Consider the following 19,147-nt stretch of genomic DNA (forward strand, 5'->3'; position numbering starts at 1 on the left):
ACATATGAAAGCTATTTTACTCGTTGGCCATGGAAGTAGAGATCCTGAAGGAAATGAGCAAGTTAGACAAATGATTCAAGAATTATCTACGCAATTGGATCCCACCCTATTAATTGAAACTTGTTTTTTAGAATTTGAAAAACCAACGATCGAACAGGGAATTCAAGCCTGTGTAGAAAAGGGAGCGGCAAGTGTTTATGTCATTCCACTTATGCTACTTGCAGCTGGTCACTCCAAAATACATATCCCTGCTGCCATTGATGAAGCAAAAAAGAAGTTTCCTCAAGTTCAATTCACGTACGGTAGACCTTTTGGTATTCATGAGGAAGCCATTGAGATTTGTAAGAGTCGTTTAGAAGAAGTAGGTGAAAATCTAGCAGAACCAGAAGAGGACACAGCCGTTCTTTTCTTAGGCCGTGGAGGGAGTGACCCGGATGCAAATAGTGATCTCTACAAGATTAATCGTCTGCTTTGGGAAAAGACAAATTACAAATTAGTCGAACCTGCTTTCATGGGAGTAACAGATCCACTCATTAAAGAAGGTGTAGACCGCTGTATTAAACTTGGTGCGAAGAAAGTTGTTATATTACCTTACTTCTTATTTACGGGTATTTTAATTAAACGATTAGAAACAATGATTATTGACTTTGAACTAGAACATCCAGGTGTTGAATTTAAGTTGGCAGGCTACTTTGGTTTTCACACTCGCTTACAAACGATTATAAAAGACCGGATTGAGGAAGCACTTCAAGGCGCAGTCAAAATGAATTGTGATACGTGTCAATACCGAATTGCTGCGATGGAACATATTGACCATCACCATCATCATGACCATGATCACGACCATCATCATCACGATCATCATGACCATCATCACCATGAGGCTCAGAAACTATGATTCTTTTTTTAGCTGGAACAAGTGATGCTAGAGAATTAGCTATAATGCTTTCGAACGCAGGATTCAAGCTTCTTACTACGGTTGTTACAGATAATGCAGCCATTGAATTACGTAAGGCAGGACTTGATGTCTATATCGGACGTTTGAAGAGTGAAGATTTTCAGAGCGTCATTAAAGAGAAAGGCTTTCAGGCTGTAGTAGATGCGAGTCATCCTTTTGCAGAAGAAGCCAGCCTAAACGCTTTATCAGCAGCAAAGGTAACGGGTGTACCTTATATACGTTATGAACGTGAATCACAGTTGCATGCAAACGAAGGTGTAACGATGGTTGAGTCTTACGTGGAAGCGGCAGAAAAAGCTTTTGAGAAAAAAGGGGTCATCCTGCTCACGACTGGAAGCAAAACGCTTCAAATTTTTACGGAGAAACTTCTCAATCAACCTGACATTCGCGTCATTGCCCGTATGCTTCCTAGAAAAGATAACATGGAAAAATGTGAACAATTAGGGTTTCCTCAAAAAGACATAGTAGCGATACAAGGTCCTTTTACAAAAGAGTTCAATCATGCTCTTTACTTGCAGTATGGGGTAACAACGATGATTACAAAGGAAAGTGGCAAAGTGGGTTCAGTGGATGAAAAGGTTGAGGCAGCCAGAGAGCTAGGGATAGAGACGATCATGATTAAGAGACCGAAAATCGAGTATGAGAATCGGTTTTCCACTTTCTCTGAAGTGTTAGCACGCGTTAACGAATTATTAACGAAAGAAACAATAACGGATGGAGGACATTAAAATGGACTTTTTAACAGATTTTAAACCTTTAACGGTACAACCGCAAGAGATTGAAGGTATGAGCTTTCAGATGATTGATGATGAATTTGGGGAGCATTCCTTTACAGATGAGCAATATAAAGTTGTGCAGAGAGTCGTTCATGCATCGGCTGATTTTGAACTAGGTCATAGCATGCTTATTCATGACAAAGCTATTCAAGCTGGAATCGAAGCGATTCAGAGGGGTGAACAAGTGTATGCAGACGTACAAATGATTTTAAGTGGCGTTAGTAAAGGAAGAATTGAAAAGCATGGCGGAAGTGTAAATGTGTATATCTCCGACCCTGATGTGATGGAGGAAGCGAAACGATTAAATACAACTCGAGCGATTATTTCTGTGCGAAAAGCGATTCAACAGTTTGAAGGTGGAATTTTTGCGATTGGAAATGCACCAACCGCTTTACTTGAGTTAATTCGTTTAATTAAGGAAGGCTATGCAAAGCCAAGTTTAGTAATTGGTCTTCCGGTAGGGTTTGTATCGGCACCTGAATCGAAGGAAGAGTTAGCAAAACTAGATGTACCGTTCATTACCAATGTCGGGAGAAAAGGTGGTAGTACGGTTACGGTTGCGGCATTAAATGCAATATCCCTTTTAGCTGAAAAGGCGTAAAAATGGAAGCGAAGGCAAAAAAGAAGGACAAAAAAGAAATGCGCTCTGGCTATACAACGGGCGCATGTGCGACAGCTACAACAAAAGCAGCCCTAGTTGCACTTATTACAAAAGAAAAGCAGTTAGATGCAACGATTTACTTACCTGTTGGAAAGTTTGCTACTTTTGAGATGGATAGTTGCGACATTGGATCTGATTTTGCTGAAGCTGGAACGATAAAAGATGCAGGTGATGATCCAGACGCGACACATGGTGCATTGATTATAGCAAGAGTGAGCTGGTCTAAAGAACCGGGAATTAACTTAGATGGCGGAATTGGAGTTGGCCGAGTAACAAAGGAAGGCCTACCTGTATCAGTTGGAGAAGCAGCCATTAATCCAGTGCCCAGGAAAATGATTTGTGAAACAGCGGAAGAAGTTCTTCACTCCTATGGGATCGAAAGAGGAATCTCCATCATCATTTCGGTTCCAGAGGGTGAAAAGATAGCTGAAAAAACGTTAAATAAACGTCTGGGAATTATTGGTGGTATTTCGATTTTAGGCACTAGAGGAACGGTGATTCCTTTTTCAAGTTCAGCTTATATGGCGAGTATTGTTCAAGCCATTAGTGTCGCACGGGCGAGTGGCTGTCGCCATGTTGTCATTTCCACTGGAGGACGAAGTGAAAAATATGGCATCATGCAATATCCGGAGCTCCCTGAAGAAGCATTTATTGAAATGGGAGATTTTGTTGGATTCACCTTAAAGCAATGCAAAAAACAGGGAATCGAAAAGGTCTCTCTTGTTGGGATGATGGGGAAATTTTCAAAAGTAGCTCAAGGTGTGATGATGGTTCATTCCAAAAGTGCTCCCGTTGACTTCAACTTTTTAGCGAATGTTGCACGTGATGCTGGTGTAACTGAACAGAACTTAATTAATGAAGTGAGAGGTGCTAATACTGCCTCACAAGTGGGAGATATCATGCTCGACCATGGTTACGTTGAATTTTTTTCAATCCTTTGCAATTATTGTTGTGCTGCGGGATTAAAAGAAGTGGGCGGCGGAATCTCGATTGAAACAAGTTTGTACTCGATGAAGGGTGCGTTTCTTGGAAAGGCAGGGAAAGATGACAGAACAGAAAATTAAAATTATTGGAATAGGTGATGATGGAAAACAGAGTCTTCTACCAATCTATGAAAAATGGATAGATGAGAGCGAGATTCTAGTAGGGGGAGAAAGGCAGCTCGCTTTCTTTACTGATTATTCAGGAGAAAAAAGAGTGATTAAAGGTGGATTAACCGACCTTGTGAATGATCTAAGTAAAGAGAAAAAGAAAATCGTAGTCCTAGCCTCTGGAGACCCTTTGTTTTACGGGATTGGCAGCTATTTAGCAAAGAAATTAAACGTTGACGTCTACCCTTACTTGAGCTCGATTCAACTTGCTTTTGCCCGTATGAATGAGCGGTGGCAAGACGCTTATGTGACTAGTATTCACGGCAGAAGTATGAAGGGGCTGGCTCAACGAATAAATGGGCGGGATAAAGTTGCGCTGTTAACAGATGCAGAAAATAATCCGATCGAAATTGCGCGCTACTTGCGGTCGTTTGAAATGGACGAGTATCGTATTTTTGTTGCTGAAAATCTTGGTGGTGAAAATGAACGTTGTGGTTTTTACGAGCTTGAAGAGATGGAAGCAATGGATTTTTCTCCACTTAATGTCGTCATCCTACAAAAAGTGAGAGAAGTGAAAACTTGGGGTATGGGAATTGATGATCAAGAGTTTCATCAGCGAAAGCCAGAAAAAGGGCTTCTCACAAAAAAAGAAATTCGAACGCTTAGTTTAATGGCTCTCAACTTAAGAGAGAACAGTACAGTTTGGGATATAGGAACATGTACAGGCTCGGTTGCGATTGAAGCTAGTCTCATTGCTAAAGAAGGAAGTGTGTTTGCGATCGAGAAGAATGAACACGACCTCGAAAATTGTCTTCTAAATCAAGTGAAATTTCGCACTGATTTTACGGCTATTCAAGGGAAGGCACCAGATAAGCTAGATTCTTTCCCAGATCCGGATGCTATTTTTATTGGTGGAACCGCTGGAAGTATGGATGATATTTTAGCGACCTGTTGTTCTAGGTTAAAAAAGGGTGGAAGAATTGTTTTAAATGCTGTAACGATTGAAAACTTAATGCAAGCCGTGGACACCTTTAAAGAAAACGGATTTGACCCGACGATAACACTTGCTCAAATTTCAAGAAGCAAACCGATTTTGAATTTAACTAGGTTCGATGCGTTAAATCCCATTTATATTATTACCGCACAACATAAGGAAGGGGCTTCACAATGACTGGCACACTGTATGGTTTAGGAGTAGGTCCTGGAGATCCAGAACTCCTCACGATAAAAGCTTTTAGGAAATTAAAGGAATCTGATGTAATTGCGTACCCGAAAAAAAGAAAGGGGAGCAAAAGTTATGCGCATCGCATCATCGATGTATACATAAATCCGGGTGAAAAAGAGATGTTGGGTCTCGTTTTCCCAATGACTAAAGACCCTGTTATTTTAGAACGCGAGTGGTCTAATACGGTAGATCAAGTTTGGGAGCACCTTAAAATAGGTAAAGATGTTGCATTTGTAACAGAAGGAGATCCTCTTTTATACAGTACATTTATTCATATGATGAATTTAGTGAAAGAGCGTTTTCCTGAGGTGAAGATTCAGACCGTACCAGGTATCTCATCTATTAATGGTGCTGCCTCTAGACTTGGAATTGCTCTAGCTGAAGGCGATGATCATGTCGCCATTATTCCAGCGAGAGATGACTATGAAGCCATGAAGAAAGCGATTATTGAAAATGATTGTGTCGTTTTTATTAAAGTAGCTAAAGTCATCGATCTTATGCTTGAAGTATTACGTGAGCTTGATTTATTGGACAAAGCATCTGTTGTTACAAAAGTCACGTCCGATGAGGAAGTCGTTTGGGATATCCATGAGTTAGAAAGAGCTGAGCTTGAATACTTAACGTTAATGGTGGTGAGAAAATAATGAAGATCACAATTATTGGAGCAGGTCCTGGTGATCCCGATTTAATTACTGTAAAGGGTTTGAAATTACTAGAAGAGGCTGACGTTGTTCTATATGCTGATTCACTGGTAAGTTCGGAGCTGATTGAGCGTGCTAAACCGGAAGCTGAAGTGATTAAAACAGCTGGTATGCATCTTGAAGAAATGGTACAAGTCATGGTTGATCGTGTGCTTGAAGGAAAAAAGGTCGTTCGTGTACATACAGGTGATCCAGCTGTGTACGGGGCGATCATGGAACAAATTTCTCTCTTAAATAAACAAGATGTCCATGTCGAAATTATTCCAGGCGTTAGTTCCGTCTTTGCTTCAGCTGCAGCGCTTGGTGCGGAATTAACGATTCCAGATTTAACTCAAACGGTGATCTTAACTCGAGCTGAAGGCCGTACTCCAGTTCCAGAAGCAGAAAAATTAAGAGATTTAGCCAAACATAATTGCACAGTCGCTTTGTTTTTAAGTGCGACTTTAACGAAGAAGATTGTCAAAGAGTTTTTAGCAGCGGGCTGGAGTAAAGATACACCAGTCGGAGTCGTCTATAAAGCCACTTGGCCAGATCAAAAAATTGTACGTTCGACCCTTGAGAACTTAGATGAAGATATGAGAGTCAATGGAATCAGAAAACAAGCTATGATCCTAGCAGGTTGGGCACTAGATCAAGATATTCATGATAAAGACTTTAAATCGAAGCTTTATGATAAAGAATTCACTCATGGATTTCGAAAAGGAGTGAAACCATGACACTTGTTTTAGAAGAAGGAAAGCAAGTTAAGCTCGAGAAAAATGGAACGTACGCGATTGTCGCGATTACGAAACACGGCGTTGAATTAGCTCGTAACTTGCATAAAAAATTCCCGCAAACGGACTTATTTTATATGAGTAAGTTTGAACGAGAAGATGAACAGAGACGGAACATTTCTTTATTTGAAGGGAATGTACGTCTCTTGTTACCTTCTCTTTTCCAAGAATACAAAGGGATTATCATGATTGTTTCTTTAGGGGCCGTAGTCCGTATGATTGCTCCGCTTTTAAAAGATAAAAAGACAGATCCGGCCGTGGTCGTCATTGATGATAAAGGCGAACATGTCATAAGCGTATTATCAGGACATCTAGGTGGAGCAAATGAGTTAACAAAGGAAGTCGCTGAATTACTTGGAGCGACACCAGTCATTACGACGGCATCCGATGTTCAAAAAACAATACCGGTAGATTTATTTGGGAGTCGGTTTGGTTGGACGTGGGAGTCTGCAGAGAAATTAACACCTGTAAGTGCGTCTGTTGTCAATGAAGAACAGGTTGCCGTCATACAAGAATCTGGTGAAAGAGACTGGTGGCATTACGACCGTCCCCTCCCGGATACGATTAAAGTGTACCCATCAATTGAGGATGCGTTGCACGCTAAACCGAATGCCGCTCTTGTTGTCACTCACCGTAATTTAAAAGAAGCAGAACAAGCTATTCTTGAAAATGGAGTGCTTTACAGACCAAAGGTGATTGTACTCGGGATGGGGTGTAACAGAGGAACTTCAATGGAAGAGATTGAGCAGGTAATTTATAGCACACTTGAGGAGTTGAAATTTTCCATCAAGAGTGTAAAGGCAATCTGCTCCATTGATTTGAAAAAAGACGAGAAAGGGTTTCTAGCGATTTCCGAAAAGTATAATTGGGATTTCATTTGTTATTCGGCAGATGAGTTAAATCGTATGTCGATAGATGACCCATCTGAAACTGTCTTTAAATTCACGGGCGCATATGGGGTTAGTGAACCCGCAGCTAAATTATTTAGTGGGGCGGATACACTTTCTCTTGTTAAGAAAAAATCAGGAAACGTAACGATTTCCGTTGCGGTAATTCCTTATTAGTAGGAGGCTGTGTAAATGACAGAACGAAGAATCGTCATTGCAGGTACGGGAAGTGGTGTAGGAAAGACGACACTGAGCATTGGCTTAATGTCGGCGCTGCAAAAAAGAGGATTATCAGTGCAAGGCTTCAAATGTGGTCCTGATTATATTGACCCGACTTATCATACCGCTGTAACCAACCGTGTTTCTAGAAATTTAGATAGCTGGATGCTTGAAAAAGAAACCGTTGTGGATATTTTCAAGCATGGCAGCCAAGGGGCTGATATCTCAATTATAGAAGGCGTAATGGGTTTTTTTGATGGGAAGAATCCTAAAAACAATGAAGGCAGTACAGCAGATATCAGTATGATTACGGAAAGTCCTGTGATCCTTGTTGTTAACTGTGCAAGTATGGCAAGAAGTGCAGCGGCTATTGTAAAAGGATTTCAGTTGTTAGCCGAAGGACCAAACATTGTAGGTGTGATCGCAAACAGAGTCGGAAGCGAAGGGCACTTTAACATTGTTAAGACAGCGATTGAACAAGAATGCAACGTACCCGTTATTGGGTATTTAAAACGAGAGCTTGATATCGAAATACCAGAGAGGCATTTAGGACTGATTCCTTCTATTGAAAGAGGAGAACTCGATGCTTTTTTTGATCAATTAGGAGACCTCGTTCGTAAGACCATTGATCTTGATCGGCTTCTTGAATTGTCAGTTGCTCAGCCACTGCTTGTCAATCATACAGCAAGTTCTATTTTTGAAAGAAAGAAGGAATCATTCGTTAGGATTGCCGTTGCAAAGGATGCTGCTTTTAATTTCTATTACCCTGAAAACCTCGAACTTCTTCAGTCGTATGGAGCTGAGCTTGTTTACTTTTCGCCATTGGCCGATGAACCACTACCTGAAAACATCGATGGTCTATATCTTGGAGGGGGATTTCCTGAAGAATATGCACAAGAACTTTCTCATAACAGAGTGGTAAAAGATTCAGTTAAGACTGCCATTGAAAAAGGTTTGCCGACACTTGCAGAATGTGGAGGCTTTATGTATTTGACTGAATCGATTGAAACGACTGATCATTCATTGTTTCCAATGGTAGGATTAATTCCTGGAAACGTAAAAATGCAGAAAAAACTTGCTGCTTTAGGTTATCGCGAAATAAGCGGTCAAGTTGGTAATTTCCTAATTAATGAGAAAGAAAGGGCTAGAGGTCATGAATTTCATTATTCTACCTTTCACTGTGATGAAGAAGTCCGCCATGCATACGAGACAAAAGGAATGCGTGGGACGAAGCAAGAAGGTTATTTGATGTACAATCTTGTAGCTGGCTATACTCACTTCCATTTTGCCTCATGTACAGAAATCGTTGAAAATTGGATTGAAAAATGTTTGCAAGGTAAAGTCTGTTTGTAATTTGTGAGGATGAAGGGGAAGGAAAATATGAACTATCAAAAGATCTCTATCCCAGCCGTTAATCAAGAAATGAGACACAAAGTGAATCATTATATAAATACTCTAACAAAACCACGTGGCAGTTTAGGTAGATTAGAAGATTTAGCCATTGAATTGGCAGAAATGAAAAATAGTGCTTTTCCTAAAGTCACTCCTGCTGGAATTCTCGTTTTTGCTGCTGATCACGGAATTGTAGCGGAAGGGGTGTCGGCTTATCCACAAGCTGTTACGGAGCAAATGGTTCGAAACTTTTTAAATGGTGGGGCGGCTATTAATGTATTTAGTAAGCAAATAGGAGCTATGCTCAAAATTATCGACATCGGTGTTGCAGCAGAGATTGAGCATCAGGAGCTTGTTAATGAGAAAGTTCGATACGGTACTGCTAATTTTCTCCACGAAGATGCGATGAGCCGTGAAGAAGCAGAACAAGCGATTCATATTGGGTATGTGCAAGGAGTGAATATGATTCGTCAAGGAGCAGAATCCTTGATTGTTGGTGAAATGGGAATCGGGAATACAACAACAAGTAGTACGATATTAGCTGTGCTTAGCAATAAAAATATTAATTGTTTAATAGGTTATGGGACGGGGATTTCTTGTGAGCAGTTACTTCATAAGGAGAGAGTTATTGAACAAGCACTCATAAATAGAAAGCCTTCTTCTAGCGATCCGATTGATATTTTAGCAAAAGTAGGGGGCTTAGAAATTGCTGGAATGGCTGGAGCGATGCTAGCTGCTGCGGAAAATAGAGTTCCGATTCTAGTTGATGGGTTTATTTGTACTACGGCTGCATTAATTGCAAAATTAATTTCAAAAAGGGTTAGCGATTATATCGTATTGACCCATCAATCGATAGAACCAGGACATGGAACGGCTATTAATCTTTTGGGTAAAAATCCAATGATCGATCTAGGATTACGTTTAGGCGAAGGAACAGGAGCTGCAATTGCCTTTCCCATTATTCAATCAGCAACTTTAATGCTTAGCGAGATGGCAACTTTTACTTCAGCAGGTATTTCCGATAAAACGAAAGAGAGTGAGGTGAGAGTATGACTAGAGAAGGAAAAGTTTTTCTTGTAGGTGCAGGACCAGGGGATCCGAAGTTAATTACAGTTTATGGACTCGAATGTATTCAGAAAGCTGATGTTATCGCCTATGATCGTTTAGTAAATAAAGAACTCCTAAGTTATGCGAAGGAAGATGCCGAACTCATCTACTGTGGGAAAGCTCCTGGGAATCATACTCTTATTCAAGAAGAGATCAATCACTTACTAGTGACAAAAGCTCGTCAAGGAAAAATCGTAACGAGACTAAAAGGTGGAGACCCTTGTGTGTTCGGTAGAGGAGGAGAGGAGGCGCAGGTGCTTTCAAACGCACAGATTACGTATGAAATGGTTCCTGGTATTACATCTGGAATTGCCGCTCCTGCCTATGCGGGAATTCCAGTCACACACCGGGACTATGCTACATCCTTTACGATGATCACTGGGACTGGACGTGCGGACAACGGGACTGATGAGATTAAATGGGATGCAATTGCAAGGGGGAGCGACACTCTAGCTTTTTACATGGGAACACGTAATTTAGCTTATATTTGTAATCAGCTGATCCTACATGGGAAAGACTCTAGCACTCTAGTAGCGGTCATTCAGGAGGGGACAACTGAACATCAGAAAACGGTGATCGGTACACTCGAAACGATAGAGGGTATTGTCTCAGAAGCTGGGATTAAACATCCGGCAATGATTGTCGTTGGGAATGTTGTGCAGTTAAGGGAGAAGTTAAACTGGTTTAAAGAAAAAGGAGAGAATGCAGATGAGCGTAATAGAGTTACTACATTCTAGAAGGGCAATTCGAAACTACGAACCTCGTGAGGTAGAAAGAGAGAAAATTGAGCAACTACTAAGTGCGGCTACTCTTGCTCCAAATGACCGGTTACGAGAGCCGTGGAGCTTTTTTGTTATTCAAGGAGAAGCAAAGCAAAGATATGAGCGCATTGCTTTTGACTTTTTACAGGAGCGTTTCCCTACGAAACCGAAACTAATTGAAAGTTCCATTGAAGTGGTAAAAAATACTCCTGTCATTATTATGGTAACGGCTGATATTGCTTCAAATGAAGCAGATACAAAAGATAATGAATATGCGGTTTGCTGTGCCATTCATTCTATGTGGTTAGCTGCTTGTGAGTTGGAGCTTGGATTTGTTTGGAGAACAAGAGGTGTCGGTCTTGTGCATGATCAACGGTCTTATGAGTTTATTGGATCACCTGAAGAGAAAAAGGTGGTTGGTACGATCTTTTTAGGTTATCCAATCCCGGAGGAATTAGAAGGAAGTCAGACAAAAAAACGGACTTCTTATGAAGAGAAAACGGTTTGGCTTTAAACGTTAGAGAAAGAACAATCATGTTGTAAAACGAAAGAAATGTTTTGAGCGAAGTTAACCTTTTAATAGCAAGTGAAGCTGTGGTCTACTATAAGTTTTTTGGAGGAATAACGATGTTTACACAAGAAGAAAAGGATGCTTTTTACAAAGTGTTGTATAAAAGGCGAGATATCAGAACATTTCTAGAAGATCCGATTCCAGATCAAGCCCTTCAAAACATTCTTCAAGCGGCCCATCATGCACCATCAGTTGGATTTATGCAACCTTGGAGTTTTATTATCGTCGATTCAACCGAACTTAAAGAACGTTTAGCTTGGGCAGCTGATAAGGAAAGACGAGCACTTGCCATTCATTACGAGAATGATGCGGAGAAGGAAGGGCACTTTTTGCAACTTAAAATTGAAGGGATAAAGGAATCACCTTTAACGATCTGCGTGACTTGTGACCCAACAAGAGGTGGTTCGCATGTCTTAGGGAGAAATTCGATTCCAGAAACCGATCTTCTATCAACTGCTTGTGCCATACAGAACATGTGGTTGGCGGCTTGTGCGGAGGGATTAGCACTTGGCTGGGTTAGTTTTTATAAAAAGCAGGATGTTCGTGACATACTGGAGATTCCTCCCCATGTTGAGCCAGTAGCTCTACTTACCATTGGCTACACGGAAGATTATCCTGATAAACCCATTTTAGAAACATCTAATTGGGAGAAACGAAGAAACTTAGAGAATCTCTTGTATGAAAATACATGGGGTAAACAGTTGAAAAGTAAAGAATAACTATTTTTTGGGGGTTCTACATGCAAAAAAGAAATAAACCATTTACAGCCATGATCGTCATTTTCGTTCTGCTATTGGCGGCATGCGGGGTATCGGATGCTTCACATAACGAAGCTGGAAAAGATACATTGGAGGTGGCGTTCCCTTGGAGTCCACCAGGCCTTGATCCACATCATTCGGGTAGAAACAGTTGGGACGTTATGCGTTCAGGTGCGGGTGAAACGTTGATTAAACTAGATGAAACCTTACAACCAACACCTTGGCTTGCACAGGATTGGCAACAAGAGGATGAAAATACATGGATTTTTAATCTTCAAGAGAACGTTTTGTTTCACAATGGGAGTGAAATGGATGCTACAAGTGTAAAAGATTCACTGGAAAGATCTATTGAGATGAATCCACGTGCAAATGATTTACTGTTGATCGAAACCATTGAAGTAATAGATGAACATGAGTTAAAAATCAAGACAGCACAGCTTAATTCAGCTTTAATTTCTCACCTAGCAGATCCCTCCTTTATTATCGTTGACGTCACGACAATTGATGAAGAAAAGAACTATCCTGATCTCACGGGTGCATTTTCATTTAAAGAATTTATAAAAGATGAATCGTTAACAGTGGAACGCTTTGACGACTATTGGGGGGAGCTCGCTTTATTATCTGAGGTAACATTTAAATTTATATCAGACGGGAATACGAGATTAATGTCCCTTCAATCAGGAGATGCAGACATTGCGATCGATATCCCGATAGATGGGATTTCCTTAATTGAACAAAGTTCACAGTTAGAAATAGAGACAGCCCCTTCTTTAAGAACTCATCTTGTTCTTTATAATATGAATTCTCCCCGTTTTGAGAAAGTTGATTTCAGAAGGATGATCGACCAAGCTATTCCTCGTACAGATATTGTTACCTCCATTATGAAAGGATATGGCACGGAGTCTAATAGTGCATTTTCGGATGTTCTCCCATTCGGTAAGATCGAGAATACGGAACCAATACTATCTGTGGAGTCGATCATGACTCAAGACGGTTGGGAGAAAAATGAACAGGGTGTTTGGGCAAAGGAAGGATTAGTATTTGAAGTGGACATGTTAACGTTTCCGCAAAGACCAGAGCTTTCCGTGATGGCAGAAATTATTCAAGGTGAACTGGCACAAGAAGGAATCAAGGTGAATATTCGCCAAGTTGAAAGTATTGATGATGCGTTAGCAAAAGATGATTGGGATGTTTCGATGTACAGTATGTTAACGGCACATACGGGTGATCCTCAGTATTTTTTGAATGTTTTTTATCGAGAGAACAGCTCATCAAATGTTAGCAACTATGTATCAAAACCATTAGAAGGTGTTATTGACCAATTAAATGAAACAACGGAGGCTGATAAACGGAATGAACTAGCAATAGAGGCACAAATAATCATTCAAGATGAGGTTCCTCAATCATTTGTCGTTCATCCTGATACAATCTTTGGTTTGAATAAGAATGTTGAAGGGTTTACAGCCCATCCAATTGAGTATTATTACATTCATCCACAAATTACTATTAAGTAGTTGAGAGGAACATACGATGATTCGTTTTTGTGTAGAACGTATTTTTCACTTAATCTTTATCGTTTTCTGTCTTTCAACGCTCACATTCATTCTTTTAAGAGTTTCACCTGGTGATCCAGCTTATATCATGCTAACGACTCATGGTGTGCCTGCTTCACAGGAGGTTCTTACATCCTTGCGTGAGGAACTTGGGTTAACCGATTCATTATGGAGTCAATACGGACAGTGGTTAAAAAGTGTTGTGTCATGGCAATGGGGAAATTCGTATATTTCGAAAGAGCCTGTTTTAGAGGAACTAGTGAAAAGATTACCTGCAACGATCGAATTGGCAGTAGCAGGTTTGTTTGTAATGACCTCTATTACATTATTAATAGGAATTTCCACTGCCGTTTGGTCTAATGGCTGGCTTAACCAAATGAGCAAGTTTCTTGCCCTTCTCGGATCGGCTGTACCTAGCTTTTGGCTTGGGTTTCTTTTGATTTATTTCTTCTCCGTTCAGTATGGCGCACTTCCAACGACTGGTCGAGGGAGCTGGCATCATCTTGTCTTGCCAGCACTTACTCTCGGAATCGGAATGGGTACGGTATATGCTCGTGTGCTACGAACGAATATGCTTGAATTATTGAATCAAAACTTTGTAAAAGCAGCAAAAGCAAGGGGTTTTTCAACCAGGCGTATTTTGCTTTTTCACTTATTGCAGCATGCGTTTCTTCCGATTCTAACGATGCTTGGGACAAGCTTTGCCTTCATGTTAGGTGGGAGTATTATTGTAGAAACCATTTTTTCTTGGCCTGGATTAGGAAGATACATTATTCAAGCGATTTTGCAGCGAGATTATCCTGTGATTCAAGGGTATATCATATTTGCTTCTATCTTATTTATAACGATTCATTTTCTCGTTGATCTCATTTATGGCTGGTTAGATCCACGATTAAGAATAACGGACTGATGGAGTTGATCAATGTTGAAAATCATCCCAATAAATTTAGGTATTGCAAACGGGATTGGGATTATCCTGCTTATGTTATTAATTCTTGTTGGTCTTTTTGCACCATGGTTATCTCCTCATGATCCCTTAGCCATTAATGTAGCAAATAGACTACATTCACCTAATTGGGATTACCCGTTTGGAACAGATCATGTAGGCCGCTGTATTTTATCAAGAATGATGTACGGCATACGAACGACTGTTACAACAGCCTTTCTAATCATGGTTTTTACTTTGATTATTAGTATCCCAATCGGTCTTATCACGGGCTATATCCGCGGGCGCTCGGATCATTTGATTATGCGTATGGTAGATGGGACTCTTGCCTTACCTGACATTATCCTTACGATCGCTATTGTTGGTATTTTAGGTCCTGGTTTTTTACATATGATTGTTGCGATCGTAGTAGTTCGCTGGGCAAACTATGTTCGTTTTATTCGGAGCCTTGTGTTAAAAATAGGAAACGAAGATTTTATTCGAACAGCTAGAATCTCAGGGAATTCACATCTGAAAATTCTAAAACATTATATTCTACCTTTTATTCTTTCTCCAATTATCATTTTCGGGGCACTAGATATGGGGAGAATTGTCCTTTTAATTGCCGGGCTATCCTTTTTAGGACTTGGAGCTCAACCTCCTACGCCTGAATGGGGAGTCATGTTGAATGATGCTACAGCGTATTTTCAAATTGCACCACATGTAATGATTTTTCCTGGTCTTGCGATCATGCTTTTTGTTTTAGGATGTCAACTTATTAGTGAACGGGGGAAAACAAATGACACATGGGTCTAGTACGAGTTTCATGGTAAAAAGAACGCCGTTATTGAGTATAGAACAACTGGAACTATCTTATTATGAGCCTAAAAAGATCGTTCCAGTTGTTCAGAATGTATCGTTTCAATTGTATCCAGGTGAAACCGTTGCACTTGTTGGCCCAAGTGGTTGTGGGAAAAGTATAACTGCGCAAGCAATTGTAGGATTATTAGAACCAGGGTTTAAAGTGACAAATGGCTCCATTATTTATAAAAACGAAAATGTTAGTAAGTTTACGAACAAGCAATTGCAGAAACTCCGTCGTGATGAGATCTCCTTATTGATTCAGCATTCATTAAATGGATTAAACCCAATCCGTACTGTTAAAAAACAGATGATTGAAACGCTTAAGTATCAAAAAAGGTGGAAGAAGAAAGAGATGGAACCTTATTTACATTCCCTTTTACAGCAAATAGGATTTACGGATCCAGATTATATCCTAGCTTCTTATCCATTTGAATTAAGTGGGGGAATGCGGCAGAGGGTTTTGCTAGCAATGATGATAAGTTTGCGTCCTAAACTCTTAATTGCTGATGAACCGACCACTGCTCTTGATGTCATTAATCGAGATAAAGTTTTGAATTTGCTTAAAATGGTACAACGGGATTATAACCTGACCGTTTTACTCATTTCCCATGATAAACAAAGTGTGAAACACACTGCCGATCGTGTGGTGCAAATGGGCTTAGGGGGGATTGTCAGTGAGTCTACTGCAACTTTGCAATGTTTCTAAGGAATACCATGTTAAAAGCAATAAGAGGAGTTTATTAAAACCCGCTCCAACATTTAAAGCTATTAAACAAATCAACTTGTCACTAGAAAAAGGGGAGTGTGTCGGTCTCGTTGGAGAGAGTGGAAGTGGAAAAAGTACGTTAGCTAAATTAATTATGAAACTAGAACCGATCACATCTGGTGAAATTTTTCTAGAATCACAAGCAACAAGTGGTAGACAGCTTAATGATTTAGCGCTTTATAAGCGGGTTCAATTAGTATTACAAGACTCCTCCACGGCCTTACATCCTAAAATGAGCGTAAAAGAAAGTTTATTGGAGCCGATAAAGAACTTTTTTCCAAGTGAAAAAGAAAAATGGGGAGAGATGTTAACTAGAGTAGTAGAATTAGTAGACCTAGATGTCGCATACCTAACAAGATTTCCTCATCAATTAAGTGGAGGTCAAAAACAACGGGTTTGTATTGCGAAAGCATTAGCGGTTCAACCAGAAGTGATTATCTTTGATGAATCAATTGCTAGTTTAGACTATGATTCTCAAGCATCCATGATAAAAATGTTAAAATCAATTCAAGAAAAAGAACAACTATCTTATCTATTTATTACTCACGATCTTCAATCAAGTAGAGAATTGTGTAACCGGATAGCTGTTATGTATGAGGGTGAAATAGTGGAAGTGTTTGCACAATGGGATGTCAACCAACTAAAACATCCTTATACACTTTCTTTAGTAGAAACACTGAATATGAAAGTAACAAAAGAAATACTTAATAAAGATTTAATGGGAGGTCAACATGAGTAAAGAGAAACTAATTAGACGAGGGTTAACGCTTGTTTACACAGGAGATGGAAAAGGAAAAACGACGGCTTCTTTGGGACTAGCTCTTCGAGGAGTTGGTAGAGGCCTCAAGGTTAAAATCTATCAATTTATAAAATCTCCGGAGCGGACATATGGAGAGCAAATTGCCTTACGAAAGCTAGGAGTTGAGATGGTTCAGCTAGGGATTGGATTTACTTGGACCAAAACACCTGAGGAACATAGGGAAGCGTTAAGAAAAGCTTGGCCTATTGCGAAAGAAGCTGTTATGAGTGGCGAGTACGATTTAGTTATTTTAGATGAATTAAATAATGCCTTGGCTATTGAAAAATTTCCAATTGAGGATGTGTTACCATTAGATGAGGTGATTGATTTGCTAAAGAATAAGCCTTCACATGTTCATCTTGTCATTACAGGAAGAAATGCCAAAAAAGAAATTACTGATTTAGCGGATCTCGTTTCGATTATTGAACCAGAGAAGCATTATTATAATGAAGGTATACAAGCGGTTAAAGGAATAGAATTTTAACGATTAATAGGTATATACAATTCTCTTAGTAGGCTCTTAGAGTGGTAGAGCATTTACCTATTTAAACAAATTTTAGCTTCTTTGTTAAGGAAGCCGTTTGGAGTGAAAGTCAATGAACAAAGCTGTTCCTTTAATGATCCAGGGAACTCATTCAGATGCTGGAAAGAGTGCCCTTGTTACGGCATTATGCCGAATTTTTGTTCAAGATGGTTTTAGAACAGCCCCTTATAAGTCACAGAACATGGCTCTAAATTCTTATATAACGGTTGACGGGAAAGAGATTGGTCGAGCGCAAGGTGTACAGGCTGAAGCTGCAGGAGTTGCTGCAACAACGGATATGAATCCTATCTTAATTAAACCAACTGGTGAATCACAGTCGCAAATTGTTGTTCACGGGAAACCTTATAAAAATATGCAGGCAGGGGCCTATAGGAAAGAATTTTATGAACAAGGCTTACAATTAATTCAAGAGTCATACAGCCGGTTATCAAATCAATTTGAGCGTATTGTTATAGAAGGAGCGGGAAGTCCTGCTGAGATTAACTTAAATGACCGAGAACTTGTGAATATGCGTGTTGCACAAATTGCTAATTCACCCGTGATTTTAGTTGGTGACATAGAAAAAGGGGGAGTTTTTGCTAGTTTAGTAGGAACGATGCAACTCCTTAGTCCTCAAGATAGGAAAAGAGTAATTGGAGTAATCATTAACAAATTCAGAGGGGATGTTTCACTCTTGAAGCCAGGTCTTACTTGGTTTGAGGAATATACAGGAGTTCCTGTATTAGGCGTGGTTCCTTACATGAATGATTTAATGATTGAAGCTGAAGATTCCGTTGTCTTAAGCCAATATACTTCTAAAAAAGATGCCTCTAAAGAGATTGATATTGCGGTTATCCGTTATCCTATGATATCAAACTTTACAGATATCGACCCTTTCTTCGAGGAACCAGATTGTCATGTTCGTTTTGTGAAAAATGCAGAAGAGTTAGGAGAACCAGATTTAGTTATTTTACCAGGAAGTAAAAATACCATAGAGGATATGATGTTCTTAAACGATAAGGGATTAACCAATCGAATTTTACATTTGTCTCAAATGGATAAGTCGATCGTAGGGATTTGTGGTGGTTATCAGATGTTAGGTAACGTTATTGAGGATCAATACGGAATTGAATCGTCGCATACTCAGATAGAAGGGTTAGGACTGATTCCAATGAGAACTTCAATGACTCATAAGAAATTAACGGTTCTTTCCAAAGGGAAGGCTGTGTTTGGGGAGGAAAACATTCCTGTGTCAGGGTATGAGATCCATATGGGTGAATCATTATATGAAAAGACGTACAACCCATTTATTCATTTAGCTGACAGAAAAGAGGGAGCGATTACCGACGACAGGAAAATCATAGGAACTTATTTTCATGGCATCTTTCATAATGATTATTTCCGAGAAGTATTACTTAATGAGATTAGGGATCATAAAGGTTTAGATCCAATTCACAATAGAGCATCTTTTGCTCAAAAAAAAGAAGAAGGGTTTGATTTATTAGCCAAAGTAGTAAGAGAGAACATTCAGTTGGATCGAATACATAAAATGATGATTAAATTTCAGGAAAAGGGAACCGACAATTAATAAAAATATAGTTACATCAATCACCTTACTTACATACCATTGAATTATATTTTATTTCAACAATGACTGCTATAAAAGGTTAAATCAACTGCTATAAACGTATTACTCCTTTAAATGAAAAATATTAAAGGAGTTAAAAGAATGAGACTATACTTAAACTTTTATAAAAGATCACTAGTGTTGCATATATACTGACTGAATTTTCAGTTTTAAAGTTCTTCCTGTTTAGAGCCAAAAAAGTAAATACCC

At 39.5% G+C, this 19,147-nt stretch carries 20 protein-coding genes; all 20 read left to right on the forward strand.

The features are described from left to right. Positions 1-4 precede the first annotated feature (4 nt). The gene (locus tag PQ474_RS20775; protein ID WP_273847468.1) at positions 5-898 is read left to right on the forward strand and encodes a sirohydrochlorin chelatase; all 894 of its coding nucleotides are present in this window, start codon (positions 5-7) and stop codon (positions 896-898) included. Next, positions 895-1,686 (forward strand): precorrin-6A reductase, encoded by a 792-nt coding sequence (cobK, locus tag PQ474_RS20780; protein WP_273847429.1) that lies wholly within the window; start codon positions 895-897, stop codon positions 1,684-1,686. The genes PQ474_RS20775 and cobK overlap by 4 nt, the downstream gene beginning before the upstream one ends. A 1-nt stretch (position 1,687) precedes the next feature. Beyond that, positions 1,688-2,335, forward strand: a complete 648-nt coding sequence (locus tag PQ474_RS20785; RefSeq protein WP_273847431.1) for a precorrin-8X methylmutase — start codon at positions 1,688-1,690, stop codon at positions 2,333-2,335. A 2-nt stretch (positions 2,336-2,337) separates the two neighbouring features. After that, entirely contained in the window at positions 2,338-3,459 is a 1,122-nt protein-coding gene (locus PQ474_RS20790) for a cobalt-precorrin-5B (C(1))-methyltransferase (protein ID WP_273847433.1), read from the forward strand. After that, complete coding sequence (gene cbiE, locus PQ474_RS20795) at positions 3,440-4,657, forward strand: precorrin-6y C5,15-methyltransferase (decarboxylating) subunit CbiE (RefSeq protein ID WP_273847435.1); 1,218 nt, start codon at positions 3,440-3,442, stop codon at positions 4,655-4,657. The genes PQ474_RS20790 and cbiE overlap by 20 nt, the downstream gene beginning before the upstream one ends. Beyond that, complete coding sequence (gene cobI, locus PQ474_RS20800) at positions 4,654-5,355, forward strand: precorrin-2 C(20)-methyltransferase (protein ID WP_273847437.1); 702 nt, start codon at positions 4,654-4,656, stop codon at positions 5,353-5,355. Before cbiE ends, cobI begins: the two co-directional genes overlap by 4 nt. Next, a complete protein-coding gene (cobM, locus tag PQ474_RS20805; protein WP_273847438.1) occupies positions 5,355-6,128 on the forward strand; it encodes a precorrin-4 C(11)-methyltransferase in 774 nt (257 codons plus the stop codon). Before cobI ends, cobM begins: the two co-directional genes overlap by 1 nt. Then, a complete protein-coding gene (locus PQ474_RS20810; protein WP_273847439.1) occupies positions 6,125-7,249 on the forward strand; it encodes a cobalt-precorrin 5A hydrolase in 1,125 nt (374 codons plus the stop codon). The genes cobM and PQ474_RS20810 overlap by 4 nt, the downstream gene beginning before the upstream one ends. A 15-nt stretch (positions 7,250-7,264) precedes the next feature. Then, positions 7,265-8,644 (forward strand): cobyrinic acid a,c-diamide synthase CobB, encoded by a 1,380-nt coding sequence (locus PQ474_RS20815; RefSeq protein WP_273847440.1) that lies wholly within the window; start codon positions 7,265-7,267, stop codon positions 8,642-8,644. 27 nt (positions 8,645-8,671) lie between these two features. Next, positions 8,672-9,736 (forward strand): nicotinate-nucleotide--dimethylbenzimidazole phosphoribosyltransferase, encoded by a 1,065-nt coding sequence (cobT, locus tag PQ474_RS20820; protein ID WP_273847442.1) that lies wholly within the window; start codon positions 8,672-8,674, stop codon positions 9,734-9,736. Further along, entirely contained in the window at positions 9,733-10,527 is a 795-nt protein-coding gene (gene cobA, locus PQ474_RS20825; RefSeq protein ID WP_273847444.1) for a uroporphyrinogen-III C-methyltransferase, read from the forward strand. The genes cobT and cobA overlap by 4 nt, the downstream gene beginning before the upstream one ends. Beyond that, entirely contained in the window at positions 10,499-11,065 is a 567-nt protein-coding gene (locus PQ474_RS20830; protein ID WP_273847446.1) for a nitroreductase family protein, read from the forward strand. Before cobA ends, PQ474_RS20830 begins: the two co-directional genes overlap by 29 nt. A 113-nt stretch (positions 11,066-11,178) precedes the next feature. After that, positions 11,179-11,841, forward strand: coding sequence for a 5,6-dimethylbenzimidazole synthase (gene bluB, locus PQ474_RS20835; protein WP_273847448.1), 663 nt, complete (start codon positions 11,179-11,181; stop codon positions 11,839-11,841). 20 nt (positions 11,842-11,861) lie between these two features. Further along, positions 11,862-13,394 (forward strand): ABC transporter substrate-binding protein, encoded by a 1,533-nt coding sequence (locus PQ474_RS20840; RefSeq protein WP_273847450.1) that lies wholly within the window; start codon positions 11,862-11,864, stop codon positions 13,392-13,394. Positions 13,395-13,410: 16 nt separating this feature from the next. Then, positions 13,411-14,343, forward strand: coding sequence for a nickel ABC transporter permease (gene nikB / locus PQ474_RS20845; protein WP_273847452.1), 933 nt, complete (start codon positions 13,411-13,413; stop codon positions 14,341-14,343). Between the two features lie 12 nt (positions 14,344-14,355). Beyond that, positions 14,356-15,174 carry an ABC transporter permease gene (locus PQ474_RS20850; protein ID WP_273847455.1) on the forward strand — a complete coding sequence of 273 codons (819 nt, stop codon included), beginning with the start codon at positions 14,356-14,358 and terminating at the stop codon, positions 15,172-15,174. Next, positions 15,158-15,928, forward strand: coding sequence for an ABC transporter ATP-binding protein (locus PQ474_RS20855; protein WP_273847457.1), 771 nt, complete (start codon positions 15,158-15,160; stop codon positions 15,926-15,928). The genes PQ474_RS20850 and PQ474_RS20855 overlap by 17 nt, the downstream gene beginning before the upstream one ends. After that, on the forward strand, positions 15,897-16,727 hold the full coding sequence (locus PQ474_RS20860; protein ID WP_273847461.1) for an ABC transporter ATP-binding protein: 831 nt from the start codon (positions 15,897-15,899) through the stop codon (positions 16,725-16,727). Before PQ474_RS20855 ends, PQ474_RS20860 begins: the two co-directional genes overlap by 32 nt. Further along, positions 16,720-17,271, forward strand: a complete 552-nt coding sequence (cobO, locus tag PQ474_RS20865) for a cob(I)yrinic acid a,c-diamide adenosyltransferase (protein ID WP_273847463.1) — start codon at positions 16,720-16,722, stop codon at positions 17,269-17,271. The genes PQ474_RS20860 and cobO overlap by 8 nt, the downstream gene beginning before the upstream one ends. A gap of 112 nt (positions 17,272-17,383) precedes the next feature. Next, positions 17,384-18,898, forward strand: a complete 1,515-nt coding sequence (locus PQ474_RS20870; RefSeq protein ID WP_273847465.1) for a cobyric acid synthase — start codon at positions 17,384-17,386, stop codon at positions 18,896-18,898. The last annotated feature ends 249 nt before the right edge of the window (positions 18,899-19,147 follow it).

The sequence above is a fragment of the Halalkalibacter alkalisediminis genome (genome assembly GCF_028610705.1).
In the GTDB taxonomy this organism is placed as follows: Bacteria; Bacillota; Bacilli; order Bacillales; family Bacillaceae_D; genus Halalkalibacter; species Halalkalibacter alkalisediminis.